The sequence below is a fragment of the Streptomyces sp. NPDC048441 genome (assembly GCF_043200235.1).
GTDB lineage: Bacteria > Actinomycetota > Actinomycetes > Streptomycetales > Streptomycetaceae > Streptomyces.
The window spans coordinates 789,130-814,146 of record NZ_JBICXM010000002.1 but is presented as its reverse complement, the minus strand read 5'-3'; the positions used below and the strand labels follow the sequence as shown (position 1 = coordinate 814,146).

Genomic DNA, 25,017 nt, shown 5'->3' with positions numbered 1-25,017 from the left:
ATTAAGGGGAACGGCGGCTTCGCGCAGGGAGAGACACCCTTGAGAGGGGCCCCGGTCAAGGCGGCGTGTCCCTCGGGGCAAGGGGCGCACGGGCCCCGTGCGAGACTTTCCGCGTGAGTGCCAACAACAGCCAGAGCCCCGCGGGCCGGCAGAACGCAGCGACGGACGCCGTCAACGAATCAGCCTTCATGAAGGCGTGCAGGCGCGAGCCCGTGCCGCACACGCCGGTCTGGTTCATGCGGCAGGCCGGGCGCTCACTCCCCGAGTACCGCAAGGTGCGCGAGGGCACGGCCATGCTGGAGTCCTGCATGATGCCTGAGCTGGTCACGGAGATCACGCTGCAGCCCGTGCGCCGCCACAAGGTCGACGCCGCGATCTACTTCAGCGACATCGTCGTACCCCTCAAGGCCATCGGCATCGACCTCGACATCAAGCCGGGCATCGGCCCGGTCGTCGCGAACCCCATCCGCTCGCGCGCCGACCTCGCGCAGCTGCGGGATCTCACGCCCGACGACGTCCACTACGTCACCGAGGCGATCGGGATGCTGACCGCCGAGCTGGGGTCGACCCCGCTCATCGGTTTCGCCGGCGCACCTTTCACTCTCGCGAGTTACCTGGTCGAGGGCGGTCCGAGCCGTAACCACGAGCACACCAAGGCGCTCATGTACGGCGACCCGGAGCTGTGGGCCGATCTGCTCGACCGCCTCGCGGAGATCACCGGCGCCTTCCTGGAGGTGCAGATCGAGGCGGGCGCGAGCGCCGTGCAGCTCTTCGACTCGTGGGTCGGCGCGCTGGCTCCCGCCGACTACACGCGCTCCGTGCTGCCCGCTTCGAAGAAGGTGTTCGACGCGGTGGCCTCGTACGGCGTGCCGCGCATCCACTTCGGTGTCGGCACGGGCGAACTGCTCGGTCTGATGGGCGATGCGGGTGCCGACGTGGTCGGCGTCGACTGGCGCGTCCCGATGGGCGAGGCGGTACGACGGGTCGGCCCCGGCAAGGCGTTGCAGGGGAACCTCGACCCGGCGGTCCTCTTCTCCACGCGGGAGGCGATCGAGGCCAAGACGGACGAGGTTCTCGACGCCGCGGCCGGCCTGGAGGGGCACATCTTCAACCTCGGCCACGGCGTCCTGCCGACCACGGACCCGGAGGCGCTGACGCGGCTCGTGGAGCATGTCCACACGCGGACCGCGCGCTGACACCGGCTGTTCGTAGTTGGCCGAAAATCTCGCCTGAATGTGACGGGTGAGAGGGGAGAGAGGCCATGTCCGCGATGGAGATCGGCGATCTCGTCGAGTCCTGGGGCGAGGTCCAGGACGACTACCAGTGCCACGACGACACGGCGAAGGACCGGATCGTCCTGGAATGTGCCCGTGAGCTCGCCGCGGATCCCGGCGGCGAGCGCGCACATCAGTGGACCTTCGGCCTTGTTCTGATGCTGCCGTACGTCGGCTGGCTGCCGGGCGACGGCGTTCCCGGCGCCGTGTTCGACGCGGTGCGCGCGGCCGACGAGGCGCTCAAGGGCAGGCCGTGCGCCCACGAAGACCATCCGTACGCCGAGGACGATCTTGAGGACCACCTCTTCTCCCTGCGCGACATCCTGTCGGCCGTGGCCGACGAGAGCGCCGAGTGGGACGAGGGGGAGCGGCCCCGCGACGAGTGGCTCTGCCCGCGCAATGTCGCGGGCTTCGCGCGGATCGCCATGGATTACATCGAGCCCGGCTCGGCCACCGGCATCCCGCCGCGCCTCCCCGAGGACACCCGGCGGGACATCGAGTCGCTCTCGGCCGTCCTGCACGGCTACCCCCGGCCGGGCACCGACGTCGACCTGGAGATCTCCCGCGTCGGTGACGCGCTCGGCCGGGCGACGGACCCCGACGACCGCGCGGGTCTCGTCATCGCCACCACGGCCGTCTCCTGGTACGCCGTCTCCGACATGATGCGGTCGAAGACCGTCCTCGACGATCTGGCCGCGGGCCTGGAGAACGCCCTCTCCCATCTCTCCGACGCTCAGTGCGCGCACGACGGGCACCCCGGCCTGCCGAGCAGCGGCCCCGACGCCGTCTGGGTCGGCCTCCACCTGAGCAGTCCCGCCGGACGCCAGGTCTACGAGGCGGAGCGGACGTCCAGCGGGTGGGGCGCCCCACTGGGCACGCTCCTGTGCCCGGCGTTCACCGCCGCCACCGCGCGAGAGACCCTCGCGCGGCTGCGGGAGCGGCGCGAGGCTCTCTCCGGGGAGGACCCCTCGGGGTCCTAGAGGTCCTAGCCCGCCGCCCGTACCGCCGTGACCGCCTTGCGTGCCGCCACCAGGACCGGGTCCCACACCGGTGAGAACGGCGGGGCGTAGCCGAGGTCGAGCGCGGTCATCTGGTCCACCGTCATCCGGGCCGTCAGGGCCACGGCCGCGATGTCGACGCGCTTGCCCGCGCCCTCGCGGCCGACGATCTGGACGCCGAGCAGCCGTCCCGTGAGGCGTTCGGCGAGCATCTTCACGGTCATCACGGCCGCGCCGGGGTAGTAGCCCGCGCGGCTCGTCGACTCGATGGTCACCGCCTCGAACTGGAGACCCGCCGCCTTCGCGTCCTTCTCGCGCAGGCCCGTGCGGGCGATCTCCAGGTCGCAGACCTTGCTGACGGCCGTGCCGACGACACCGGGGAAGGTCGCGTAACTCCCGCCCACGTTCGAGCCGATGACCTGACCGTGCTTGTTGGCATGCGTGCCGAGCGCGATGTGCCGCTCGCGGCCCGAGACCAGGTCGAGGACCTCGACGCAGTCGCCGCCCGCCCAGATGTCGTCGTGCCCCCGCACCCGCATCGCGAGATCCGTGAGCAGCCCGCCGTGCTCGCCGAGCGGAAGGCCCGCCGCGCGGGCGAGTTCCGTCTCGGGGCGCACGCCGATGCCGAGCACCACCACGTCCGCCGGATACTCCGCGTCCTCCGTGGCTACCGCCCTGACCCGGCCGTCGTCACCGGTGAGGATCTTGGTGACCTCGGCGCCGTTCACCATCTCGATGCCCATGCCGGACATCGCGTCATGGACGAGGCGGCCCATGTCCGGGTCGAGCGTCGACATCGGCTCCTTGCCGCGGTTGACGACCGTGACCTCGTAGCGGCGCTGGATCAGGGCCTCGGCCATCTCGACGCCGATGTAGCCCGCGCCGATGACGACCGCCCTGCGGCCCGGCGTGCGGGCCAGCGTGTCCAGGAGCGCCTGGCCGTCGTCCAGGGTCTGCACCCCGTGCACGCCGGGGGCGTCGATGCCGGGCAGGGAGGGGCGGACCGGGCGGGCGCCGGTGCCGATCACGAGTTTGTCGTACGCCGTCCAGGCCTCGGCCCCTGACTCCAGGTCCCGGGTGCGGACCCGGCCGCCCTCGACGTCGATCTCCGTGACCTCCGTCCGCATCCGCAGGTCGATGTCGCGGGCCCGGTGCTCCTCGGGCGTCCGCGCGATCAGATCGTCCCGCGAGGGGACGTCGCCGCCGACCCAGTAGGGGATGCCGCAGGCCGAGTACGAAGTGAAGTGGCCGCGTTCGAACGCGACGATCTCCAGCTTCTCCGGGCCCTTGAGCCTGCGTGCCTGCGACGCGGCGGACATACCCGCCGCGTCGCCCCCGATGACCACAAGTCGCTCTCGCGCGCTACTACTCATACGGACACGCTACGACGCGGCGGCAGTTGAAGGACCGCTAGTCGTCGTCGCCCTCGCGCGCCGGTGCCACTGCCGGTGCGGACGCGGGTGCGGGTGCGGGCGTGGACGCGGGTGCCGGGCGCCGCAGCAGCCGGGGCCGCACCAGCCGCTGCCAGAGCAGGAGGAGCAGTGCCGCCACCGCCGCGAACGGCAGCATCGCGCCGAGCGCGACCGCCAGCCACCGCAGCATCGTCACGAAGGCGCTCCAGCCGCCGGACAGCGCGTCCACGAACGTCGGGTCGTCGTCGTCCGCGTCCGCCTTCTGCACCGCCGTCTCGCTGAGCGAGAGCGTGATCGTGGACATGGTCGTACGGTCCTTGAGCGAGGACTGCTGTGCGAGCAGCGCCTCCAGCTCGGTCTGACGGCTTCCCAACTCCCCTTCCAGGGTGACGACATCGCTCAGTTTCGTCGCCTTGTCCATCAGCTCCCGTACGCGGGCCACGCTCGCCCGCTGCGACTTGATGCGGCTTTCGACGTCGACGACCTGGTCGGTGACGTCCTGCGCCTTGGCCTTGCGCTCGATCAACTTGCCTGTTCCCTCAAGGGACTTGAGGACCTCCTCGTACTGGTCCTGCGGGACGCGCAGCACGATGCGGGAGCGGTCGTGGCCCCGGCCGTCGCGGTCCGTGGTCTCGTCGCCGACGACGCCGCCCGCGTCGGCGGCGATCCCGCGCGCCTCGTCCAGGGCCTTCGGTACGTCCTTGACGCGGACGGTCAGTGAAGCGGTGCGGATGATGTGGGTGCCGATGAGCTTGGGCGGCTTCTTCTTGCCGGACCGATCGCCGGTTTGGTCGCCGGACTGACCGCCGGACTGATCGGCCCGGCCCCCGCCCACCCCCTTCTCGTCCCTGGCGGCACCCGCCGCCTTGTCGCTGTCGCCGCCGCTGTCGCTGCTGCCCGCGCTGCACCCGGTGAGCGCGAGGGCGACGGCGAGCAGGACGGCCGAGAGCGCCTGGACCGTGCGGTGCCTTGACGTGCTGGACGCGTGCATCTCGACGTACCCCCCGAGGGTCGCGGTGACTGGTGCTTCTTTGACGCTGGGGAGGGCCGGAACGGTGGTTGCCGACCGGTCCCGATGGGGTCACGGTCGGGACTCGCTCGGCTCGTGGAGTGGCGACTCGTAGAGTGGACTCATGCGCGAAACGGACACACGTACGGGCCATGTCGTAGTCATCGGTGGCGGGATCGCCGGACTTGCCGCAGCCCACCGATTGCTCGGCACGGGCGCCCGTGTGACCGTCCTGGAGGCATCCGACCGGCTCGGCGGCAAGCTGCTCCCCGGTGAGATCGAGGGCGTCCGCGTGGACCTCGGCGCCGAGTCGATGCTGGCCCGCCGCCCCGAGGCCGTCGCACTCGCCCGCGAGGTGGGCCTCGCCGACCGGCTTCAGCCGCCCGCCACGGCGACCGCCGCGATCTGGACCCGCGGCGCCCTGCGCCCCATGCCCAAGGGGCACGTCATGGGCGTACCCGGCGACGCGTCCGCCCTCTCCGGAGTGCTCTCCGACGAAGGCCTGCACCGCATCGAGCAGGACCGTGAGCTGCCGCCCACCGAGGTCGGGGACGACATCGCGGTCGGTGAGTACGTCGCCGCACGCCTCGGCCGCGAGGTCGTCGACCGCCTCGTGGAGCCCCTCCTCGGCGGTGTCTACGCCGGGGACGCCTACCGCATCTCGATGCGCTCGGCCGTCCCGCAGCTCTTCGAGGCCGCCCGCGCGCACACCTCGCTGACGGAGGGCGTCCGCGAGATCCAGGCCCGTGCCGTGAAGAACCAGAAGAACCAGCAGACCGGTCCTGTGTTCATGGGCATCGAGGGCGGCGTCGGCCAACTGCCGCTCGCCGTCGCCGATTCGGTACGCGCGCGTGGCGGGGAGATCCGCACGGGAACGGCGGTCACCGAGCTGCGGCGCACCCCGGACGGCTGGCAGGTGAGCACCGCGGAGCAGACCATCGACGCCGAAGCCGTGGTCGTCGCCGTGCCCGCCTACGCCGCCGCCGCGCTGCTCGGCGTCGAAGCGCCCGCCGCGGCTGCCGAGCTCGCCTCCGTGGAGTACGCCTCCATGGCCCTGATGACCCTCGCGTACCGCCGTAGCGAAATCGACCTCCCCGAAGGCAGCGGTTTTCTCGTGCCGCCCATCGACGGGCACACCATCAAGGCGTCCACCTTCGCGTCCCGCAAATGGGGCTGGATCGCGGAGGAGGACCCTGACCTGCTGGTTCTGCGCACGTCGGTGGGCCGGTACGGGGAGACGGAGATCCTGGGGCGCGACGACGCCGACCTCATCGCGCTCTCCCGGCGAGACCTGCGCGCGGCCACCGGCCTGGACGCCGAGCCCGTCACCACCCGCGTCACCCGCTGGCACGACGGCCTCCCGCAGTACCCGGTGGGGCACTACGCGCGCGTGGCCCGCGTCCGCGAGCACGTGAGCAAGCTGCCCGGCCTCGCCGTGTGCGGAGCGGCGTACGACGGTGTGGGCATCCCCGCGTGCATCGCCAGTGCGTACGCGGCCGTCGACCAGCTGAGCGGCGACCTCGCCGCTGTGGAGGAGCTCACCCGCAACCCGGTGCAGAGCCTGCACGGCGGCGGAGGAGAATAGGGGCATGAGTGACGACGCCCCCGCCAAGAGCCCGAACGCAGGCAAGAAGGCCAAGGACCTCAACGAGGTCATTCGCTACACCCTGTGGTCCGTCTTCAAGCTGCGCGATCTGCTGCCCGATGACGGTACGGTCCGCGCAGGCTATGCCGACGAGGTCCAGGAGCTGTTCGACCAGCTCGCCGCCAAGGACATCACCGTCCGCGGCACGTACGACGTCTCCGGGCTCCGTGCCGACGCCGACGTCATGGTCTGGTGGCACGCCGAGACCTCCGACGAGCTCCAGGAGGCCTACAACCTCTTCCGCCGCACCAAGCTCGGCCGCGCTCTTGAGCCGGTCTGGTCGAACATGGCGCTGCACCGCCCCGCCGAGTTCAACAAGTCGCACGTTCCGGCCTTCCTGGCCGACGAGACGCCGCGCAACTACATCAGCGTCTATCCCTTCGTGCGCTCCTACGACTGGTACCTCCTGCCCGACGAGGACCGCCGGCGTATGCTCAAGGACCACGGCATGATGGCCCGCGGCTACCCCGACGTGCGTGCCAACACGGTCGCCTCGTTCTCGCTCGGCGACTACGAGTGGCTGCTCGCCTTCGAGGCCGACGAGCTGTACCGCATCGTCGACCTCATGCGTCACCTGCGCGCCTCCGAGGCCCGTATGCACGTACGCGAAGAGGTCCCGTTCTACACCGGCCGCCGCAAGTCCGTGGCCGAGCTCGTGGCGGGTCTGGCCTAGCGCCTGGCCCAGTTAATTCGGTTGCCGTGCCCGCCGGGTGCGCGTTTCATCGAGAGGTCGAAACAGAGAAGGCGTAGCCGAGGACGAAAGATGGTGCGTTTATGCCCAGGGCCCCGCGGATCAGCTCGAAGTCAGCCCATTCCGCGACGCACTGGAGTCACTCACACCATGTCCCGCAACACCTCTCGGCGGGCCCGCACTGAAGCGCGCGCCCAGTCCTTCCGCTGCCTGCACTGCGGTCTCGACGTCTCGATGACCGCCCCCGGCACCGACCACCGCAACCACTGCCCGAACTGCCTGTGGAGCCGTCACCTCGACGACACCCCGGGCGACCGGGCCGCGGAGTGCGGCGCCCGGATGGAACCCCTCGCCATCTCCGTACGCGGAGACGGCGAGTGGGTGCTCGTCCATCGCTGCACGCACTGCGGTGTCCTGCACGCCAACCGCACGGCGGGCGACGACAACGCCCTGCCGCTGACCCGGCTCGCGGTGCGTCCGCTGGCCCAGCCGCCGTTCCCGTTGGAACGGCTTGCTGCCTTGTAGCTAGTGCTGCTCCTTGGGAAGAGCCGCCGCCCGCGCGCCGGACAGCGGCTCGGGCTCCTTGTGCGGTGCGCACGCCGCGCGCCGCACGGGGAGCCTGCCCTCCAGGAGGTAGGCCTCCAGGTGGCCGTTGACGCACTGGTTGGGCCCGGCGCCGATGCCGTGGGTGCCCGCGTCCCGCTCGGTCACCAGGACCGAACCCCGCAGCCTGCGGTTCAGCTCCTTGGCGCCCTCGTACGGGGTCGCGGCGTCCCGCTCGGCTGCCAGGATCAGCGTCGGGGCGAGCTCGCCCTCTTCGGTGCCGACGTCGACGGGACGCTGCCGGGGCGCGGGCCAGTAGGCGCACGGCAGGTTCATCCAGGCGTTGTCCCAGGTCTCGAAGGGCGCGAAGCGCGCGAGGCGTGAGTTGTCGCGGTTCCAGGTCTTGAAGTCGGTCGGCCAGGGCGCGTCGTTGCACTCGACCGCGGTGTAGACCGCGTTGCCGTTCTCCTGCTCCTTGGCCGCCTTCGGCTCGGGCGACGCCTGCTCGATCAGCGGCTTCGGGTTGCCCTTCAGGTACGCGGAGAGCGCCGAGGCACGCGTCGGCCAGTAGTCGTCGTAGTACCCGGCCTGGAGGTACGCCGACTGCAGCTGGCCTGGGCCGACCTTGCCGCCCGCGGGCTTGGCCACCAGCTTGGCGCGCACCTTCTCGTAGCTCTTCAGGACGGCTTCGGGGGTCTTGCCCAGGTGGTACGTCTTGTCGTGCTTGGCGACCCACGTGCGGAAGTCGGCCCAGCGCTGTTCGAAGGCCGCGGACTGGTCGAGGTTGTTCTCGTACCAGATCTGCGCCGGGTCGGGGTTGACCGCCGAGTCGAACACCATACGGCGCACGTGCGAGGGGAAGAGCGAGGCGTACACGGCGCCGAAGTAGGTGCCGTACGAAGCGCCCATGAAGGTCAGCTTCTTCTCACCGAGCGCTGCCCGCAGCACATCCAGGTCACGGGCGTTGTTCAGGGTCGTGAAGTGCCGCAGGGCCTTCCCGGAGCGCTTGGCACAGCCCTGCGCGTACGCCTTCGCCTGCGCGACGCGCTTCAGCTTGTACGCGGTGTCGGGGTGGATCGGTGCCTGCGTCGGCGCCTTGACGTACTCCTTCGGGTTCTGGCAGGAGATCGGGGCCGAGCGGCCGACGCCGCGCGGGGCATAGCCCACCAGGTCGTACGCCGCCGCGATGCGCTTCCACTCGGGGAGCATTCCGACCATCGGGAAGTACATGCCGGAGCCGCCGGGACCGCCGGGGTTGAACACCAGGGCACCTTGCCGCTTGACGGCCTTTCCGCGTCTGGGCTCGGCCTTCTTGGTGGCCTTGACCCGGCTGACGGTCAGTTTGATCTGCTTGCCCCACGGATGGGCGTAGTCCAGGGGCACGGAGACGGTGGCGCACTTGACGGAGGGGGGCAGGCTCTCCGCCGCGGCGCAGGCGCCGAAGCGGGTGCCGGCCGCCAGCGCGCGCTGGACGGCGACGACGGTGCCGTGCGCCTCCGGGTAGGGGGAGGTGTCGGCCGCGGACGCGCTTCCCGTGGGGGCGGCGACGAGGGCGGTCAGGACCAAGGATCCGGCGGTTCCGTAGAGGGCGGCTGCTGCTCTCATCGCTCTTCATCCCTTCATTCGGCCATGCGTTTCAATTCGGCCGTGCGTTGCTCGAACAAAAGGGATGATTAGTTTGGTAAATGGCGAAGTAAAGCACCGCCCTGCCGGTGTCGGCTCAATGACCCCGTTGCGCCGTATCCCGCCGCGTGTCCCGGTGTCCGAAGGCCGCGCGCAGCTCCGGGTCGGCGAGCGCGCGGGTGCCGCGTACGGCGACGGCGGTGAGGTCGGAGCCGCCGCGGGCCGGGAGCGCGCTCAGGAGGCGCTGGCCCGCGGGCGACGCCCAGCGGGGGTAGGGGTGGATCTCGAAGCGGGCGACGGCGAGGCAGCTCGCGTTCAGGGCGAGGGGCAGCGCGAACCACGCGGCGACGGGCACCTCCCCGGCGGGTACCTGGCCGGGCATGGCAAGCGCCACGGCCCCCAGGGCGAGCGCCGCCACCGCTGCCGCCCGCACCTGCCGTACCGCTCCCGCGACCCCCGCCGAACTGCCGTCCGGCAGGGCGAGTCCCGCCGCGACCAGGCGGTCGGCGAGGCCGCGCATCGCGTCGGTGGCCGCCGCCGCACGGCGCACCAGGGCTATCCGCGACTGCCCATCGGGGCCTATCGCGCCGAGCACGGAACGCTCCATGTCGTCCCCGCCCACGGGGTCCACCACCGTCGCCCAGCCGGTGTGCGCGAGCAGCAGGCGCCGGGCACGGGCCATCGACACCAGGGTCAGGTCGGCGACGCGTGCGGGGCCCCCGGAGAGGAACGCGGCCTCGTAGAGCGTCAGTTCATGGCGGTGCGCCGGGTCCGCGGTGCGCGGGCCCGCGCGGTAGGCGGTGAGGCAGAGCCGGGCGCAGGCCAGGCCCGTCGTGACCCAGGCCAGGAGGAGGAGCGGGAGCCAGAACATGCCGGTGTTGTATGCGAGGGGGCGGGGTGCGCGCCACGGGTTATTCAGCATGTGGACGTGAGCTCTTGTCCTCCCTGCTCCTCTTGCTCCTCTTGTCCTTGCTGCCCTTGTCCTTCGTCGGCTTGGGGCGGGACGCCGGTGGAGGCAGCGAGAACGTGGGGGAGGGGGAGACCGGGGTCGCGGGGGACGGCGAGTCGGCCGGGCCCGGCGGGGCCGGGGAGCGGGTCACCGGGGCGGGGGCCGCCGACGCCGCGTCGCGCGCCAGCTCGTCGAAGTCCACGAGGCCCGTGCCCTCGAGCACCTTGATGTGGTCGAGGACCGTCGTGTTCGCGTCGTCGGCGAGCGCGCGCACCAGCGAGTTACGGGTGGTCGCGCGGACCTCGGCGACCACCGAGAAGACCCTGCCGTGGGCGGCGCGCAGGATGTTGGTGAACTTCTCGTCGTACGCCTCGCCGTGCGCGTCGCTCAGCTCGCCGAGCCAGTCCCGCTGCTGGGGGTTCGGCTGGCTCGGCAGTTCGAGATCGAGCCGCGTCGCCACCTCGCGCACCCGCGCGTCCAGAAACGTATGGCCCTCGACGAGGTGCTCGCCCGCGGTCTTGACGGCCTTGGTGGTGCCGCGTTCCTCGGCCTGCTGCCCGGCGGGGAGCTCCCAGAGGCCCGCGAGGCGGACCTTGGTGATGAACTCGCGGTCGAGCGCGGAGAGCGGGCCGAATTGCGTCGACACGGTCTCCGCGTCGAATCTGTCCAGGCTGGTGCCCGACCTGTCCTCGTACGACCAGACGGGGAAGAGCAGAGCGGCCAGGGTCGCGACGAGCCCCGCGACGATGAGGCCGGTGCCGTTGATGGATCGCATGACGCCTCCTGTTGCGGCACCGCACGCTAGTGCGCCGCGGGGAGGCAATTTCGGGTTACCGCCCGGAGTACGTCAACTTCCGTACGGGTAGGCAGTATCGAATGCGGGCGGTCACAGCGGCCTAGGAGCTGCCGCCGCCGCAGCCGCCACCCCCGCCTGAGCTGCCGCCACCGCAGGAGGACCCGCCCCCGCCACCGCAGGAGGACCCGCCCCCGCCACCGCAGGAGGAGCCGCCACCGCAGCCCCCGCCGGAGCTCCCGCAACCGGAGCCGCCGCACGACGAACCGCCGCCGCCTCCGCCGCCCCCGCACCACGCGATGCTGCCCGCCCCGGAGCTCGCGTACGACGAGGACCTCCCCGTCGTACGCCCCGGCCGGATGCGGTGCGCGGCCTCCAACTGCGTACGAAGGCCGGGGTCGAGCACGCCGACCAGGCCGGCCACCGCCACGCTGTGCGCCGCACCGGACGCGTGCGCGCCGACGGCGCGGTACTCCGCGAGCGCGGTCCGGCCCGTGGAGGTCACCCGGGCGCGGGTGGTGCGGCTGCAGAGCTGGCCGATCAGGGCGCCGATCAGCCAGGCCGCGATCAGGAGGATGGTCGACCAGCTCACGGGGTGCCACCCGGGGCCGTTGTCGTCCTCGACGGAGACGACGCCGATGACGAGGAAGAACCCGGCGAAGCTCAGGGCGTTGTGCCGGATCTTCCAGCGGCGCAGGCGGTCAAGGGCTTCGGGCCGCACCATCAGGCCGCGCCGGGCCAGTGCGTCGCCGGTCGCCTGCACGGCGGGGCTGCGCATCACGCCGACGCGCAGCGAGTGCAGGGCGCCGCTCGGCGCGGCGGCATGGGCCTGGAGCACCGCGCCCTCCACCGGGTCGCGGACCTCGGCCGAGCGGATCTCGACGATGCCGGGGTACGCGACCACCAGGCGCCCGTCCTCGTGCAGGGCGGCGATCGCGGCGTCGGCGACCCGGCCGGGGCCGCCGGCGAGGAAGGCCGCCTCCAGCGGGTCGAACACGGCTCCGTGCTGTGCGTCGGGCCCCGGAGGCACGGCCCGCCGTATCCGGGAGACGCCGACGACGAGTCCGACCGTCGAAGCCGCGATGAGCAGGGCGAAGCAGCTGGACACGACCCCCATGACCGCCTCCTAACCTCGCCGCAGGGCGAACCGCGCCGCCCGCAGCCACCGCGTGACCGGCCGCGCGTCCAGCGGCGCGGGGCCGGACCGTTCCAGCCACCACTGGGTCAGCCGACCGCGGGTCTCCGCGTCCTCGGGCTGCCCCGCGAGCAGCAGCCGCTCGGCGAAGTCCAGCGCGTCACGCCGGTATCCGCCGGACATCGGCCGTGCCTGGGCGTATGCGAGGAACTCCGCGCGATAGGCGGTGCCGAGAATCTCCGGCAGCTCGGGAGCCACCTTCGCCACGACGTCCGCCCGCTTGCCGGCCAGCGCCCGGCCCTGCACGCCGAGCCGCGCCCGGTCGAACCCTTCGGGCACGGGCGTCCCGGCCACGAGCGCGGAGAGGAGCGCGGTCTGCGCGAGGGCGAGGCGCTGGCGGGTGAGGGCGGAGACGGTGGCGGCAGCGGAGGGCTGCGCGGCCGGTGCCGTGACGACGGCGCACTCGCCGGAGACCGGAGCCTTCGTCCGCCCCCGCACCCGCAACCTCGCCCGTATCGCGTCCAGCTCCCGCTCGAGATCCTCGGGCTCCGGGAAGTTCTCGTCCCGCTCCAGGAGGACGCCCGGCGGGGTCACCCGTGACGCCAGGTCCGACAGGATCGCGAGGACCGGCTCCGGGACCGGGTGCGCGTGGCTGTCGTGCCAGACGCCGTCCCGTTCGACGCCGCCCGCGACATGGACGTACGCGATGGCCTCGACCGGCAGTTCGTCCAGGGCCTTGGCCGGGTCCTCGCCGCGGTTGACGTGGTTGGTGTGGAGGTTGGCCACGTCGATGAGGAGGCGTACGCCCGTGCGCTCGACGAGCTCGTACAGGAACTGTCCCTCGGTCATCTCCTCGCCGGGCCAGGAGATCAGCGCCGCGATGTTCTCCACCGCGAGCGGCACCGGCAGCGCGTCCTGCGCGATACGGACGTTCTCGCACAGCACGTCGAGGGCGTCGCGGGTGCGCGGCACCGGCAGCAGGTGGCCCGCTTCGAGGGGCTGCGAAGCCGTCAGCGGGCCACCGGCGCGTACGAACGCGATGTGCTCGGTGACAAGCGGCGAACCGAGCGTCTGCGCGCGCTCGGCGAGCGCCGCGAGGCGGGTCTCGTCGGGGCGCTCCGCGCCGCCGAGGCCGAGCGAGACGCCGTGCGGCACCACTGTCACACCGCGCTCGCGCAGCCGCAGCAAGGAGTCGGGGAGGTGACCTGGGCACAGGTTCTCCGAGACGGCCTCGACCCAGTCGATGCCGGGCATCCGTTCCACGGCGTCCGCGATCTCCGGACGCCACCCGATTCCGGTCCCCAGGTGCTTCATGTTCCCCCTCCTCCGCCAAGACCCCGCGTCGTGCCCGTGTCTTGTGAACGTGTGCAGGGCTCATGACCCCGACAGACGCCGACGAACCCCTGAGGAGGGACGTTCAGAGCTACATTTGAGGTTCCGGCCGGTCCGTATTGACGTCTCCCGGCGCCGCGGGCGATGGCCGCGACGTGGTGGACACATCGCCGCTCGGGCCTGCGGGCGGCGGCTCGGGGGGTGTGTCGCCGGAGGGCGGGGGAGGCCCGCTGGGGCTGGCTGTCGCGGTGGCGGCGCCGCCGTTCGCGATGCCGTCGAAGTCGACGCGCCCGGTCGCCTCCAGCATCGTGATGTGGTCGAGGACCGTCTGGTTGGAGTCGGTGGCCAGCTGCCGGATCAGCGAGTTGCGGGTGCTGTCCCGCACCTGCGCGATCACGGCGAACACCTTGCCGTGCGATGCGCGCAGCAGATTCGCGAACTTCTGCTCGTACGTCTGCCCGCTCGCCGCGGTCAACTCATCGAGCCAGCCCTGCTGTTGGGGATTGGGCTGGTTCGGCAGCTCCACGCCGAGCTGCGCCGCGACGGCACGGGTCCGCTTGTCGAGGTCCGTGTGGCCGACGATCAGATGGTCACCCGCCTCTTTGATCGCCTTGGTCGGCGCGCGCTCGACGGCCTGTTGCCCCGCGGGTATCTCCCACAGCCCGGCGAGCCGCACCTTCACGAGCAGGTCGCGGTCGGCCGCCGAGAGCGGGCCCCACTGCGTGGCCACGGAACCGGCGGCCAGATTGGCGGGCCCTGTGCCCGAGCGGTCGGCGTAGGACCACATGGGGAACGCGAGCGCGCCCAGTGTGGCCACGAGTGCCGCGATGATCAGAGCCGTGCCGTTGATGCGCCGCAATGTGCCGTGCCTCCTGTGCCCGTCGACTTGCCGTGGAGGGCAAGCTACTTCGTGGTACCGGGAGGTACGGAAGAGGCGTGCGTGATGTTCAATGACGCGCGCTACTGGGGTGATCGTCCAAGGAGTGCCAGCATCTCGTCCAGCGGGGACGCGTTCTCCGGTGTGGGCAGGACCGGCGCGAACGCGGCGCCGGGGCCCCGGCGTTCGGGGTCCTTCGGTACCTGGCGGGCGATTTCGAGTGCGGCCTCGATGACCGGCCGGGCCAGGCCGGGATCGACGCCGATGGCCGTCGCCACGTCCCAGGAGTGGACCACGTAGTCCAGGAAGTGGAAGCCGACGGCGATCCGTCCCGTGAACGTCCCGCCGATCTCGGGAAGCGTGAACCCCCGCTCCAGGACGCCTTCTTCGGCGAACGCGGCGAGCACGTGGCGTACCGACTCGTCGTAGAGCTTGAACGGGTCGCGGCCGAGGTCGGGCTCGATCCAGTACGTACGGTCGGCGCCCGAGCCGCGTGCCGCCGCCGCGAATCCGTGGTGCTGCGCGGTCATGTGCGTCACCAGACGCCGCAAGGTCCAGCCCGCGCAGGGCGAGGGGCGTTCCCAGTCGTCGTCGCGGGCCGTGCGGAGGAGGCGGAACGATTCCTGGACGGCGGTGCGGTCGAGCGCGATGAGGTCGGTCATGAGGTTCTCAAGGTCCTTCCTGGGCGTGAACGGACGGAGCGGGCCAGGGACTTGGGTCGGTGAGCAATGCGTGCGCGGCGGCCCACGCCGCATCCGGGTCGAGCCGGTCCGCCGTCCAGGCGGTGGCGCGCATCGTGCCCCGGTCCCGGTGTGCGCGGACGATCCGTACGTGGTCGGGGCGCCCGACGAACGCGTGCAGTGACCGCTCGCCGGTCCAGATCGAGACGGACCCCGAGCGCTTGCGCCACGGGTCGATCCAGAGCCACATGCCGACGGCGCCGGGCGTCCCGGGCCAGCTCCGGCGCAGCCGCAGCCCCGACAGGGCGATCGGGGCGGTCTGGGTGTGACGGTCGGCGGTGAATTCGGTGACGCTCACCAGGACCGGGCCCCGCGCGTGCGTCTCGGGTCCCGCTTGCCAGGGCGTACGCCTGATCGGTGAAGGAGGCATACGATGAGAGTAAATCTAAACGAACGGTCGTGCTACTTGTTATCGCAGTCGGTACGGAACCCATGTGCGAGGCGGTTCAGGGGAGTTGCCGCGCCTGTACGGGATCTGCCGCCGCCGCGTGCAGACGTGCCGTGATGGCGACGCCCGCCCTGCGGTAGGCGTCCGGCTCGTCGTGCAGTACCGACTGCGCGTTCGCCGACTCCATGAAGGCGATCAGCTCGAAGGCCAGTTGGGGGACATCGGTGTCCGGGCGCAGCTCGCCGGTGTCGCGTGCCTCGGTGACGTACCGCACAAGACGGTCGGTCCAGTCGCGGTCGGCGAGGACCAGCGCGTCGTGCACCGCACCCTCGCGGGCCCCGAACTCGGCGATCACTCCGTAGAAGAAGCAGCCGCCGGGGAAGACCCGCTCCCGTGAGTAGTCGAGCCAGCGCGTACACAGCTGCCGCACCCGGCCGAGGCCGGGCGGGGACAGCCTGTCCGGTTCCACCACGTGGTCCAGGAAGATACGGCCCGCCGCGCGGATGGTCGCGAGCTGCAACTCCTCCTTGGAGCCGAAGAGCGCGAAGACCCCGCTCTTGCTGAGCTTCAGCTCGGTGGCGAGACGGCCGACCGACAGCGCGTCCAGGCCCTCGACCGATGCGATGTCGACCGTGCGGCGCAGGACGAGGCGCCGGGTCTGATTACCGCGCTCGACACGGCCGTCGAGTTTGGTGCCGGCTGGGACTGCGGCCTCGCTCGCGCCGTCGGCCCTGCTCCTGCTGCCCATGTCGGCCTCCTCAGCGCAGGGCGGGTGTCCGTTTCGCTGCTGCGAATCTTACGGGTTGTGACGGTACGGCCGAGTGTCTGGATCACAACGCGGGGCCGAGGCTGTCGGGCGTCCGCTCTCATGGTCGTTGTCGCCGACAGGTACGGTCTGGGCATGGATACTTCCGGAGCAAGCGACGCCGATGAGAACACCGGAACGCGGGCGGCCGCCAAGGTCGCAGCGCGGCAACTGCTCGCGAAACTGGGGGCCGGGGGGCTGTCCCTGGACGCCGTCGCCCGGAGCGGCGGTCTTTCCGTCACCGATGTGGAAGCCGTCTTCCCTCATCGGGACGACCTGCTGACCGCGCTGGTGATCGACGCCTACAACGAGTCCGGTGCCGCGATGGAGCAGGCCGATCGGTCGGCCTCGGACGCCCAGGCGCCGGCGGGCGCACGGCTCCTCGCGGCTACTCGCGCGCTGCGGCAGTGGTCCTTCGACAACGCCGCCGAGTTCACGCTCATCTACGGTTCGCCCATTCCGGATTACCACGCCCCGCAGGACACGGTCCCGCCTGCCTCGCGCACCCCCGCGGTCCTTGCCGGCATCGTGCGTTCGGGTCTTGAGGCCGGGGAAGTCACGCCACCCCGGCGGGCGGTGCCCGGACCTCCGCTGCTGCGGCCCGAGGCCGTGGAGCTCTTCGGCGGCCTGCCCGAGGCGCCATTCTCGGACATCATCGAGCGCGGCATCGTGCTGTGGAGCAGTCTGATCGGGCTCCTGGTCTTCCAGGTCTTCAGCCGTACGCACGACAGCGTCAGCGACGAGGCCGCGTTCTTCGACTACGCCATCGCCGTGGCAGCCGAGAGTGTCGGGCTCGTGGTTCCCGTGGGTGAGACCTCCGCCTGATCCATCCACCGTTGAACTGTCTTTCACTGAACCGCCGTTCACGTGCGCGGCCCTTGCAGGGAATCAGACTGTGAACACCACCAGAACCCTCCTCTTCGCCATCTCGGCGCTCTCCTCATATGCCGCGCTCGGCTACCGGCTGTCCCAAGTCCGGCGCAGCTGGCGGGAGAGCGCCTACCGCACACTGGTCGTCACATTGGTGTTCCAGTGCCTCACGTTCACCATGGGCGCGGTGGCCATGGGAAGCGACAGCTTCCTGGGCGTCGGCAACCTCGCCATACTCCTTATGCACCTGTCGGCGGTCGCCTTCTGCGTCAGCGCGCAGATCATCCTGCTGCGCTGGGCCGCCGCCGACGAGGCGGCGATACGCAAGGCCCGATACTGGATGATCACCGGCGTCGCCCTGAACGCACTCCTTGTGGCTCTCTTCTTTCTCGCCGATGGTCCTGGCCGGCCGGCTTCGGACTTCGACGGCACCGACCGGCCGCTGGTCCTCACCTATCTGCTGTTCTTCGTCGTCTCCCAGGCAGTTCCGTGCGTCACCATCTTCCGCCAGTGCGGCACGTACGCCCGTATGACCGACAACGTCTCACTGCGCCAGGCCTTGCGGCTGCTGTCCGTCGCGGCAATGATCCTTTTCCTCTACTGCACGGCCAGAGCGGTCAACATCCTCACCGGCGCGGCAGGGGTCGACATCGGAGTCTGGCAGGTCGCCGCTTCCGTCTTCAGCGCGGTGGGCATCGCCGTTCTCTCACTCAGCCTGACCCTGCCCTCCTGGGGCGCCTCAGCGGCCAAACTCCTGGAATGGGCGAGTAGTTACCGGTCGTACCGGGCGCTGTACCCGCTCTGGCGTGACCTGTACGAGGCCTCTCCGGACATCGTCCTGGAGCCGCCCGGGACTTCGGTCTCCGACCTCGACTACCGCTTGCACCGGCGGGTCGTCGAAATACGCGACGGATGGCGGGACTTGCGCCCCTACATCGACCGCGGCACCAATGGTGCGGTCGGACCGGACTCAGGTACGAGCGAGGAGTCCCGGCAGGCGTTCTCCGAAGCGGCTCAGATCAGACAGGCGCTGCACGCCAAGCGAAACGGCACCGTGCCCGACGACAACGCGGACACCGGCGACTTCGAAGATCGAGATACGGACAACTTCACGGCGGAAGTAGCCTGGCTCACCCAAGTCTCGGTCGCCTACAGTAAGCTCGGCGACGCAAGTTGAGAGCTCCCGCCCGGTCCGCATCCCCCGTCGGACCGGGCGGGCTTCGTTCCCCCGCTGCCCCCGTTCCCCCGCCTTTTCAACGGCTGGGGTGGGCATGCCCCCATCGCAGCCGGCCTGGCCCACTCCCCGAGAGCCGGACCGACATCGCCGACCGGCCAGCAGCCAACTTGACCACCCCCGTGAGCCAAGTTAGCTGACAGCTATCGGCGAGCCCCAACGTTGGCGGACTCTCGGTCAATTGTCAACTGTCCGCTAATCTGCGAAACTTACAGATAGCCGAGGGCTATGCCGAGGAGGTGACGGGAGGGAGATTCACGATGTCCGAGACCGAGACTGAGACCGAGACTGAGGACCGGCCACTGCTTGCAGTGCGTCTGGACGACCTCTTCAAGACGGTTCGCCCGAAGGGCCGGCACTGGACCAACGCAGAGGTGGCGGAGGAGCTGAAGCAGGCACACTCCGAACTCAAGGTCGGTGGCGTGTATCTGTCGCAGCTGCGGACGGGCAAGCGCTCCAATCCTTCCCCCGACCTGCTGGCCGCCCTGGCTCGCTTCTTCGGTGTGTCGGTTGCCTACTTCTTCGACGACGAGGTCGCCCAGTCGGTGCTCGGCGAGGTCGCCGCCATCGAGGCGCTGCGACAGGCGGGGGTCCGCTCCGTGGCCATGCGGGCGGCCGGCATGAAGAGGGAGAACCTCCAGGCCATCACGGCCATCATGGATCAGTACCGGCACATGCAGGGTCTTCCGCCCGTCGCCGACCCCCCATCGGAGGCGGAGTGAAAGGTCCGAAGAAGGAGCGGAAGGAGCGGTCCACCGATCAGGACCGCCACAGCCAGCTCAAGAGGCTCCGCAGGACGGGCGCGCAGCGGATAGCTGAACTCGAGCTGCCGGAGGTGGCCGATGTGGCCGAGCTGTGCCGCCATCTCGGAGAGATCCGCGACCGCCCGATCACGTTGGTCCCGATGCAGATGCCCGCGTCGCATCCGTGCGGGATGTGGGTTGCCGCACGCGACGAGGACCTGGTCTTCTACGACGCCAAAACGACCAGCACGCATCAGGAGCACATCATCTTGCATGAGCTGGGCCACATCATCTGCTGTCATCGGGGCGCGGGCCTGCTGGACGAGGCGACCGCCCGGCTCCTCTTCCCCAACCTCGACCCCGACCTCGTACGCGACATGCTCCTGCGCGCGACGTACGACGACGTTCAGGAACAGGAGGCGGAGATCATCGCCTATCTGCTCTCCCAACGAGTGGGTGGCACCGGGCAACAACAGGGCGATGCTCCCCCTGCCGAGGAAGCGGCGGACCGCGCGGACTCCGGAAAGAGCGCCATGCTCAGCCGGATCGAACGCACCCTGATCTGACGTGAGTTGCTCATTCCGTGGCGGATGCCACCTCCTCGGCCAGAATCGACACGGTCCTGCGGATGTCGTCCTCACCGTGTTCGCTGGTGACGAAGAACCGCAGCCTCGAGAGGCCCTCCTCCACGGCGGGATGGAAGATCGGATCCGCGATGACGCCCCGGTGGAACAGCCGGTCCGCGACACGCAAGGTCTTCGTCGAGCTACCGAGAAGGCACGGAACGATCGGGGTGTGGGCACTGGATCCCGTCGCCAGACCGGCCGAGGCGGCAAGGCTGAGGAAGAGCTCCGCGTTTCGCCGCAGAGTGCGCACCCGGTGCGGTTCCGCGGTGATCAGCTCGGCGGCGGCCAGCGCCGCGGCCGCGTTGGCCGGGGTCAGGCCGACGCTGTAGACGAAGCCCGGCAGTGTGTGACGCAGCCACCGCACCATCCGGGCCGAGCCGCCGAGGTAACCGCCGCAGCTGGCGAATGCCTTGGAGAGGGTGCCCATCCAGAGATCCACGTCGGACCGGACGGCACCGTGGAACTCGCCGACGCCGCGGCCGCTTTCGCCCACGGTGCCGATGCTGTGCGCCTCATCGACCATCAGCAAGGCGCCGTACCGCTTCTTCAGTTCGATCGCGGCGGGCAGGTCGACGAGATCGCCGTCCATGCTGTAAGCGCCCTCGACGGCGATCAACACCCGCCTGAACCGGGACCGGTTGATCCGCAGCAGGTGCTCCAACTGGCCGAAGTCGTTGTGGGCGAACGGGCGTCGCGCCGCGCCGGACAAGGCGCAGCCTTGAAGGATGCTGTCGTGGGCGAGCGCATCGTGGAGGACGAGGTCCCCCGCGCCGACCAGGTGCCCTATCGCGGTGACGTTGGTGGCATGGCCGCTCACCAGCGTCAGGCAGTCCTCGACGCCGAGGAATTCGGCGAGAGCCCGCTCGAGTCCTACCGTCAGGTCCCGTTCACCGGAGAGCACACGGCTCGCGGAGACCGAGGTCCCATACCGGTCCACCGCCCGGTGCACGGCCTTGTTGACCACCGGATGGCCGGAGAGCCCCAGGTAGTTGTAGCTGCCGAAGGAGACGTACGAACGGCCGCTGATCACCGTCGTGTCGCGAATGTTGCCCTCGTGGACCCGGAAGTACGGGAAGTCCGCACCACTGCCGGTGATCGCGCTCAAGCGCTCCTCGAACTGCCGCACCTCCGGGAAGTCATCGACGCCCGCGGCCTCGGCGTCCCAGGCGGCCCGTGTCTCCTGCGGCAGGGGTTCACCGGGGATCAACGCCTCCGTGAGCCCGGGGGCGACCAGCGCGGCCAGCTGCTCGACGGTGAGGTCCGGCGAGAACAACTCCTCGGTGCGGAAGCCCGGTATTCGCTTGCCGATGCTGACCTCCAGCTCCTGAAGCATCAGGGAGTCGAAGCCGAGATCTGTCACGAGGGACATCTGCTCGCTCAGGTCGGCGAGGGGGAAGACCCCAGTCCGCGAGACCTCTTCGAGCACGATGGACACGGCCGAAGCGTCACCGGCTCGTGCCGCCGCGGGGGCCTCGACCGGAGCGGGCTTGTCCTCTTCGACCGCTTCAAGAGTGTGGGCGGTGGCCTCACTCTCGCGAGCCGACTCGTCCACCGCCCAGTGGTGGCGGGGGGCGAGCGGACTCGGTGGCAGGGTGCACGGGGGTGTGCGCTCTGCCACCGGGCGAAGCCCCGGGCCGGTGACAGAGCGCCGCGCGAGCTCGGTCAACGCGGCCGTGTGTGCCTCGATGGACAGCGCGCCCGGCGCCGGTACGGCGACCTCCGACGGGTCACCTTGGTCAGCTGGGGACACCGTGCCGGCCACCTGCCCCGGCCCGAGCTCTCCCGTACGGCCCGCGGTCAGGCTCTCGGCCGCCGCGGTCAGCTTCGTGACCGCGTCGGCGGTGTCCTTCGCCACCACAGCAAGGCGTTCGGCGAAGGGGGCCCGGTGCGCCAGGGTGGCCGCCACCTGGGCCGTCGGCAGCTGATCGGCGGCCATGGTGTGCGCGAGATCCCCCGCGTAGCGGGCGAGGCCGGCCCGGTCGCGGGCGCTGAGAACCAGGAGGTGCGGCCCCGATTCCGGTGCCGGGAAGCCCGATGCCGTGGTGCACTCCTCCACCACCAGATGGACACCGGTGCCGCCGAAGCCGAACGCGCTCACTCCCGCCCGGCGCGGCTGCCCGGACTCCGGCCACGGGACCGCCTTGGTCGGGACGGTCAGATGCGCGCTTTCGAGCCCGGAGCTGTCGGCCAGATCGAACTCCGGCTGCGGCGGAATCACTCCCCTGTGCACCGCCAGGACGGTCTTGATCAGTCCGGCCACCCCTGCGGCGTTGAGGGAGTGGCCGACCACCGCCTTGACCGCGCCGAAGTAGGCGGGTGCGCCGTGCTGACCACGCAGCTCGCGCAGGACACCGACCTCGACGGGATCGCCGACCGCGGTCCCGGTGCCATGGGCCTCCAGGTACCCCGTCGCATCCGGGGCGAGGCCGGCATCCCGGTAGGCCCGGCGCAACGCCCGGAGCTGACCGGACGGCTGAGGATTCATGCCACCGTGCACGGTCCCGTCGTTGGCCGTTCCCACACCCCGGATCACCGCATAGACCCGGTCACCTGCCGCCAGCGCGTCGGCCAGGGGGCGCAGGACCAGGACCCCGGCGCCCTCTCCCAGGACGAAGCCGTCGGCCTCCGCGCCGAACGGCAGGCACCTGCCGCTGCGCGAGATGGCGCCGACCCGGCAGAGTCCCACCAACAGGTCGGGGGTGAGAATCAGTTGGGCGCCGCCCGCGAGTGCGATACGGCTTCGTCCCGCACGCAGGGCGTGGACGGCGTTGGCGACGGCCATGAGTCCACCGGAGCATGCCGAGTCCAGCGCATAGCTCTCGCCGTGCAGATCGAACACCGAACTGATCGTGCTCGGCCCCATGTTGAGCAGGAGCCCGGACACGGATGTGCCGTGCAGTCCGCCGACCGCACGGACCGTCTGGGCCCACTGAGGGTCGGCCATCCGTGCCCCGAACTCGCCGCCGGCCAGCTGACGCATCCGGATCCGAAGGGTGCTGATCTCGCGGTAGCCGCTATCGGTGAGCGATGTGATCACCGAGGTCTCCTCGCGGTCGAAGCCCTCGGCCTCCCACCCCGCGTCCTGGATCGCCTCGCGGGCGAGGTCGACGAGGAGACGGTGCTGCGGGTCCATCGACCGGGCCCGCCGCGGTGGGATGCCGTAGTGCGACGCGTCGAAGTGACCCACGTCCGGCAGTAGTGCCATGGTGTCCGTATAAGCCGTGGACACGTCCCGGAAGTTGTCACTGAGGAAGGCGTCGCGGCGCCACCGCGAGTCCGGAACGGCGCCGAACTGCGTCTGTGGCGCCTCCAGGAGCCGCCAGTACTGGCTCACATTCCGCGCCCCTGGAAAGCGGCAGGCCATCCCCACGATCGCGACGTCATCACGCCGCGCCCCCGCTGAATCCGCCATGGAATCCGTCCTGTCGGAAGTGTCACCTGTCATCCGGTGCTGGTGTCACCCAGTGCCGGCCAGTCGCTCACGCCACCAGTCCACGGTCGCCTCGACCTGCTCATCGACCGGGGTGGCTCGTACGTCGAACGCGGCCTCGTAGGCACTGGAGTCGACGACGAACGAACGGTCGAACTGATAGCGGAGTTCCCTCAGTTCACGGATCAGCGGAGAGAAGAGCGCCGCGGCGCCGAGCACGGCCGACGGGAGCCTCCGTACCGCGACCGATTCCGTTCCGGACCGAGCGGCCAGGCGGTCGACCATCTCCCGGACGGACAGCGCGGGCTCCGTCGGTACGTGCCAGGCCCGTCCCCAGGCCCGCTCCTCGACGGCGACCTCGACCAGGGTCCTGGCCACATCGGGGAGATAGGTCCAGCTGTGCGGAGTGTCCGGGTCCCCGAGCGTGGAGACCGGCTTGCCGCGCAGCACTCGTGGCACGACCCGCGCGGCCAGATGCCCGCCATCGGTCACGCCGGGCCCGAAGAAGTCCGAGGCCCGCACCTCCACCGCCTTGACGCGACCCTGCTCATGCAGTTTCCGCGCCTGCTCCCAAACGGCGGCGCGCACCCGCCCCTTGGATCCTGTCGCCGCGAGCGGCAGCTGCTCGGTCATGGGACCGTCCACCGGACCGTAGCCATAGAGGTTGCTCAGCACGACCAGGACGGCCCCGGTCGCTTCGGCCGCCTCGCAGATCGACGAGGCGAGCGGCGGCCAGTCACTCGCCCAGCGATGGTAGGGCGGTGCGGCACAGGAGTAGATCGAGGCCGCGCCTTGTGCGGCCTCGATAAGTCGCTTGCTGTCCGTCGCATCCAACGCGACGTGCTCGATGCCGGGTTCTGGGCTGCGACCCGACTTGGTGATGACTCGTACCGAATGGCCCTTGTCGGCCAGCTGCCGAGCAGTGGCCGCACCGGCGGGCCCGAAACCTATGACGACATGAAGACTCACGCGCGCACATTAGCGCGAGCCCGTGGTGCTCTTGCGTCGGGTGCGCCAGGTGGGGCTGGATCGCTGATGATTTCGGCCAAACTTCACGACGGTCCGCGGTTCGACGGTCACCGGTCGCGAGAGCGACCGCGCGCAGCAGCAGAAGCCCGTCTACGGCTGTCGTTCGCGCGGGAGGGGGCAGTAGTGACTGCCCCCTTCTGCTACGACGGTTTTCCCGGGCGCGATCTCCGTGAAGCCCGCGTCCCGCACCACCGGCAGGCCGCTCGCCACGAGTTCACGCCAGAGCGCGGCGTCCGGGGTGCGGACGGAGAGCGGGAAACCGGTGTCCCGCCAGGCCGAGCGCTCCTCGTCCGACAGTTCCCACCATGCCAGTTGGGCGCCGTGACCCGCCTGCGCCATCGACTTGCCCGCCGTCATCTCGACCTCGGGGCTCATCCACAGGACGGGCGCGGCCGGGTCCGCGGGCGGCAGCGGCTCCGGGTCGTCCAGGTCCGTGCCCGAGACCTGGAGCCGGGCCAGATCCTTGGGCCAACCGTCCAGCGGAACCGGCGGGAAGACGCGGACCTCCGCCGACTTGCCGGTGACCGTGATGCCGGGGAGCGCCTCGGCCCGCCGCCACTCGGCGCCGCGCGCCCGCCGCACCACCTTGCGGATCCGGGCGTCCTGCCAGTCCCGCATGGCCTGCGCCCATTCGCCTTCGCCCAGAGACCGCTCGTCGCCGAGCATCACGAGCACCGCGCGGGCCGCTGTCTCCAGGGCGTCCGTACGGTGCGGCGGCTCGGCGCGCTCGATCCGCGCGACCAGCGGCAGTACGTACTGCGGCGCTTCGTCACGTGTCGTCCGCTCGGCGCGGAAGGGGCTGTCCTGGAGGTTCTGGTGGTCCTGGGGCTCGGGGGTTGCCCCGGCGGTCTGGTCGCTGCTCACCTGTTCA

23 protein-coding genes are annotated in these 25,017 nt (G+C 70.7%); 9 read left to right on the top strand and 14 right to left on the bottom strand.

Going from position 1 to position 25,017, the window contains the following annotated elements; all coding sequences use genetic code 11:
- Positions 1–113 precede the first annotated feature (113 nt).
- On the top strand, positions 114–1,196 hold the full coding sequence (gene hemE, locus ACGFSB_RS07865; RefSeq protein ID WP_393395675.1) for a uroporphyrinogen decarboxylase: 1,083 nt from the start codon (positions 114–116) through the stop codon (positions 1,194–1,196).
- A gap of 65 nt (positions 1,197–1,261) precedes the next feature.
- Positions 1,262–2,254, top strand: coding sequence for a hypothetical protein (locus tag ACGFSB_RS07860; RefSeq protein ID WP_393395673.1), 993 nt, complete (start codon positions 1,262–1,264; stop codon positions 2,252–2,254).
- Positions 2,255–2,259: 5 nt separating this feature from the next.
- Here the strand turns inward: ACGFSB_RS07860 and ACGFSB_RS07855 are convergent, their stop codons facing one another.
- Entirely contained in the window at positions 2,260–3,645 is a 1,386-nt protein-coding gene (locus tag ACGFSB_RS07855) for an FAD-dependent oxidoreductase (protein WP_393395670.1), read from the bottom strand.
- 37 nt (positions 3,646–3,682) lie between these two features.
- Positions 3,683–4,675 (bottom strand): DUF4349 domain-containing protein, encoded by a 993-nt coding sequence (locus tag ACGFSB_RS07850; protein WP_393395667.1) that lies wholly within the window; start codon positions 4,673–4,675, stop codon positions 3,683–3,685.
- Positions 4,676–4,817: 142 nt separating this feature from the next.
- On the opposite strand from ACGFSB_RS07850, the gene hemG reads away from it, so the two are divergent.
- The 3 genes from hemG (at position 4,818) to ACGFSB_RS07835 (ending at position 7,554) form a co-directional block, all read left to right on the top strand.
- Positions 4,818–6,278: a protoporphyrinogen oxidase gene (gene hemG / locus ACGFSB_RS07845; protein WP_393395664.1), complete on the top strand. Its 1,461-nt coding sequence runs from the start codon at positions 4,818–4,820 to the stop codon at positions 6,276–6,278.
- Positions 6,279–6,282: 4 nt separating this feature from the next.
- Complete coding sequence (gene hemQ, locus ACGFSB_RS07840) at positions 6,283–7,011, top strand: hydrogen peroxide-dependent heme synthase (protein ID WP_393395661.1); 729 nt, start codon at positions 6,283–6,285, stop codon at positions 7,009–7,011.
- Positions 7,012–7,179: 168 nt separating this feature from the next.
- Complete coding sequence (locus ACGFSB_RS07835) at positions 7,180–7,554, top strand: RNHCP domain-containing protein (RefSeq protein ID WP_393395659.1); 375 nt, start codon at positions 7,180–7,182, stop codon at positions 7,552–7,554.
- On the opposite strand, the gene ACGFSB_RS07830 is transcribed toward ACGFSB_RS07835, so the two are convergent.
- From ACGFSB_RS07830 to ACGFSB_RS07790, 9 genes are all read right to left on the bottom strand, one after another.
- A complete protein-coding gene (locus ACGFSB_RS07830) occupies positions 7,555–9,177 on the bottom strand; it encodes an alpha/beta hydrolase (RefSeq protein WP_393395656.1) in 1,623 nt (540 codons plus the stop codon).
- 115 nt (positions 9,178–9,292) lie between these two features.
- Entirely contained in the window at positions 9,293–10,066 is a 774-nt protein-coding gene (locus ACGFSB_RS07825) for a TIGR04222 domain-containing membrane protein (protein ID WP_393395840.1), read from the bottom strand.
- Positions 10,067–10,106: 40 nt separating this feature from the next.
- Positions 10,107–10,919: a DUF4142 domain-containing protein gene (locus tag ACGFSB_RS07820; RefSeq protein ID WP_393395653.1), complete on the bottom strand. Its 813-nt coding sequence runs from the start codon at positions 10,917–10,919 to the stop codon at positions 10,107–10,109.
- A 121-nt stretch (positions 10,920–11,040) separates the two neighbouring features.
- Positions 11,041–12,054: a TIGR04222 domain-containing membrane protein gene (locus tag ACGFSB_RS07815; protein ID WP_393395650.1), complete on the bottom strand. Its 1,014-nt coding sequence runs from the start codon at positions 12,052–12,054 to the stop codon at positions 11,041–11,043.
- A 9-nt stretch (positions 12,055–12,063) separates the two neighbouring features.
- Complete coding sequence (locus tag ACGFSB_RS07810) at positions 12,064–13,386, bottom strand: DUF692 domain-containing protein (protein WP_393395647.1); 1,323 nt, start codon at positions 13,384–13,386, stop codon at positions 12,064–12,066.
- A gap of 109 nt (positions 13,387–13,495) precedes the next feature.
- Positions 13,496–14,263 (bottom strand): DUF4142 domain-containing protein, encoded by a 768-nt coding sequence (locus ACGFSB_RS07805; protein WP_393395645.1) that lies wholly within the window; start codon positions 14,261–14,263, stop codon positions 13,496–13,498.
- Between the two features lie 101 nt (positions 14,264–14,364).
- Positions 14,365–14,943, bottom strand: coding sequence for a TIGR03086 family metal-binding protein (locus ACGFSB_RS07800; RefSeq protein WP_393395642.1), 579 nt, complete (start codon positions 14,941–14,943; stop codon positions 14,365–14,367).
- A 7-nt stretch (positions 14,944–14,950) separates the two neighbouring features.
- The gene (locus ACGFSB_RS07795; protein ID WP_393395639.1) at positions 14,951–15,391 is read right to left on the bottom strand and encodes a hypothetical protein; all 441 of its coding nucleotides are present in this window, start codon (positions 15,389–15,391) and stop codon (positions 14,951–14,953) included.
- A gap of 76 nt (positions 15,392–15,467) precedes the next feature.
- Positions 15,468–16,157, bottom strand: coding sequence for a TetR/AcrR family transcriptional regulator (locus ACGFSB_RS07790; protein ID WP_393395636.1), 690 nt, complete (start codon positions 16,155–16,157; stop codon positions 15,468–15,470).
- A 153-nt stretch (positions 16,158–16,310) separates the two neighbouring features.
- Here ACGFSB_RS07790 and ACGFSB_RS07785 point away from each other — a divergent pair, with 153 nt between their 5' ends.
- The 4 genes from ACGFSB_RS07785 to ACGFSB_RS07770 all read left to right on the top strand — a co-directional run bounded on the left by ACGFSB_RS07785 (position 16,311) and on the right by ACGFSB_RS07770 (position 19,627).
- The gene (locus ACGFSB_RS07785) at positions 16,311–17,039 is read left to right on the top strand and encodes a TetR/AcrR family transcriptional regulator (protein ID WP_393395633.1); all 729 of its coding nucleotides are present in this window, start codon (positions 16,311–16,313) and stop codon (positions 17,037–17,039) included.
- Positions 17,040–17,109: 70 nt separating this feature from the next.
- Positions 17,110–18,261: an MAB_1171c family putative transporter gene (locus ACGFSB_RS07780; protein ID WP_393395630.1), complete on the top strand. Its 1,152-nt coding sequence runs from the start codon at positions 17,110–17,112 to the stop codon at positions 18,259–18,261.
- Between the two features lie 317 nt (positions 18,262–18,578).
- Positions 18,579–19,040, top strand: coding sequence for a helix-turn-helix domain-containing protein (locus tag ACGFSB_RS07775; protein ID WP_393395627.1), 462 nt, complete (start codon positions 18,579–18,581; stop codon positions 19,038–19,040).
- Positions 19,037–19,627 carry a toxin gene (locus ACGFSB_RS07770; RefSeq protein WP_393395624.1) on the top strand — a complete coding sequence of 197 codons (591 nt, stop codon included), beginning with the start codon at positions 19,037–19,039 and terminating at the stop codon, positions 19,625–19,627. Before ACGFSB_RS07775 ends, ACGFSB_RS07770 begins: the two co-directional genes overlap by 4 nt.
- Positions 19,628–19,637: 10 nt before the next feature.
- On the opposite strand, the gene ACGFSB_RS07765 is transcribed toward ACGFSB_RS07770, so the two are convergent.
- The 3 genes from ACGFSB_RS07765 to ACGFSB_RS07755 form a co-directional block, all read right to left on the bottom strand.
- Positions 19,638–23,099, bottom strand: coding sequence for an aminotransferase class I/II-fold pyridoxal phosphate-dependent enzyme (locus ACGFSB_RS07765; protein ID WP_393395621.1), 3,462 nt, complete (start codon positions 23,097–23,099; stop codon positions 19,638–19,640).
- Positions 23,100–23,144: 45 nt separating this feature from the next.
- Complete coding sequence (locus tag ACGFSB_RS07760) at positions 23,145–24,086, bottom strand: NAD-dependent epimerase/dehydratase family protein (protein WP_393395618.1); 942 nt, start codon at positions 24,084–24,086, stop codon at positions 23,145–23,147.
- A 150-nt stretch (positions 24,087–24,236) separates the two neighbouring features.
- The gene (locus ACGFSB_RS07755) at positions 24,237–25,010 is read right to left on the bottom strand and encodes a peptidyl-tRNA hydrolase (RefSeq protein WP_393395615.1); all 774 of its coding nucleotides are present in this window, start codon (positions 25,008–25,010) and stop codon (positions 24,237–24,239) included.
- Between the last annotated feature and the right edge of the window lie 7 nt (positions 25,011–25,017).

Excerpts from the sequence above, each read along its gene's own strand:
- ACGFSB_RS07860 (WP_393395673.1), top strand. The coding sequence starts at position 1,262 with ATGTCCGCGATGGAGATCGGCGATCTCGTCGAGTCCTGGGGCGAGGTC.
- ACGFSB_RS07855 (WP_393395670.1), bottom strand. The coding sequence starts at position 3,645 with ATGAGTAGTAGCGCGCGAGAGCGACTTGTGGTCATCGGGGGCGACGCG.
- ACGFSB_RS07850 (WP_393395667.1), bottom strand. The coding sequence starts at position 4,675 with ATGCACGCGTCCAGCACGTCAAGGCACCGCACGGTCCAGGCGCTCTCG.
- hemG (WP_393395664.1), top strand. The coding sequence starts at position 4,818 with ATGCGCGAAACGGACACACGTACGGGCCATGTCGTAGTCATCGGTGGC.
- hemQ (WP_393395661.1), top strand. The coding sequence starts at position 6,283 with ATGAGTGACGACGCCCCCGCCAAGAGCCCGAACGCAGGCAAGAAGGCC.
- ACGFSB_RS07835 (WP_393395659.1), top strand. The coding sequence starts at position 7,180 with ATGTCCCGCAACACCTCTCGGCGGGCCCGCACTGAAGCGCGCGCCCAG.
- ACGFSB_RS07830 (WP_393395656.1), bottom strand. The coding sequence starts at position 9,177 with ATGAGAGCAGCAGCCGCCCTCTACGGAACCGCCGGATCCTTGGTCCTG.
- ACGFSB_RS07825 (WP_393395840.1), bottom strand. The coding sequence starts at position 10,066 with ATGTTCTGGCTCCCGCTCCTCCTCCTGGCCTGGGTCACGACGGGCCTG.
- ACGFSB_RS07820 (WP_393395653.1), bottom strand. The coding sequence starts at position 10,919 with ATGCGATCCATCAACGGCACCGGCCTCATCGTCGCGGGGCTCGTCGCG.
- ACGFSB_RS07815 (WP_393395650.1), bottom strand. The coding sequence starts at position 12,054 with ATGGGGGTCGTGTCCAGCTGCTTCGCCCTGCTCATCGCGGCTTCGACG.
- ACGFSB_RS07810 (WP_393395647.1), bottom strand. The coding sequence starts at position 13,386 with ATGAAGCACCTGGGGACCGGAATCGGGTGGCGTCCGGAGATCGCGGAC.
- ACGFSB_RS07800 (WP_393395642.1), bottom strand. The coding sequence starts at position 14,943 with ATGACCGACCTCATCGCGCTCGACCGCACCGCCGTCCAGGAATCGTTC.
- ACGFSB_RS07795 (WP_393395639.1), bottom strand. The coding sequence starts at position 15,391 with ATGCCTCCTTCACCGATCAGGCGTACGCCCTGGCAAGCGGGACCCGAG.
- ACGFSB_RS07790 (WP_393395636.1), bottom strand. The coding sequence starts at position 16,157 with ATGGGCAGCAGGAGCAGGGCCGACGGCGCGAGCGAGGCCGCAGTCCCA.
- ACGFSB_RS07785 (WP_393395633.1), top strand. The coding sequence starts at position 16,311 with ATGGATACTTCCGGAGCAAGCGACGCCGATGAGAACACCGGAACGCGG.
- ACGFSB_RS07775 (WP_393395627.1), top strand. The coding sequence starts at position 18,579 with ATGTCCGAGACCGAGACTGAGACCGAGACTGAGGACCGGCCACTGCTT.
- ACGFSB_RS07765 (WP_393395621.1), bottom strand. The coding sequence starts at position 23,099 with ATGGCGGATTCAGCGGGGGCGCGGCGTGATGACGTCGCGATCGTGGGG.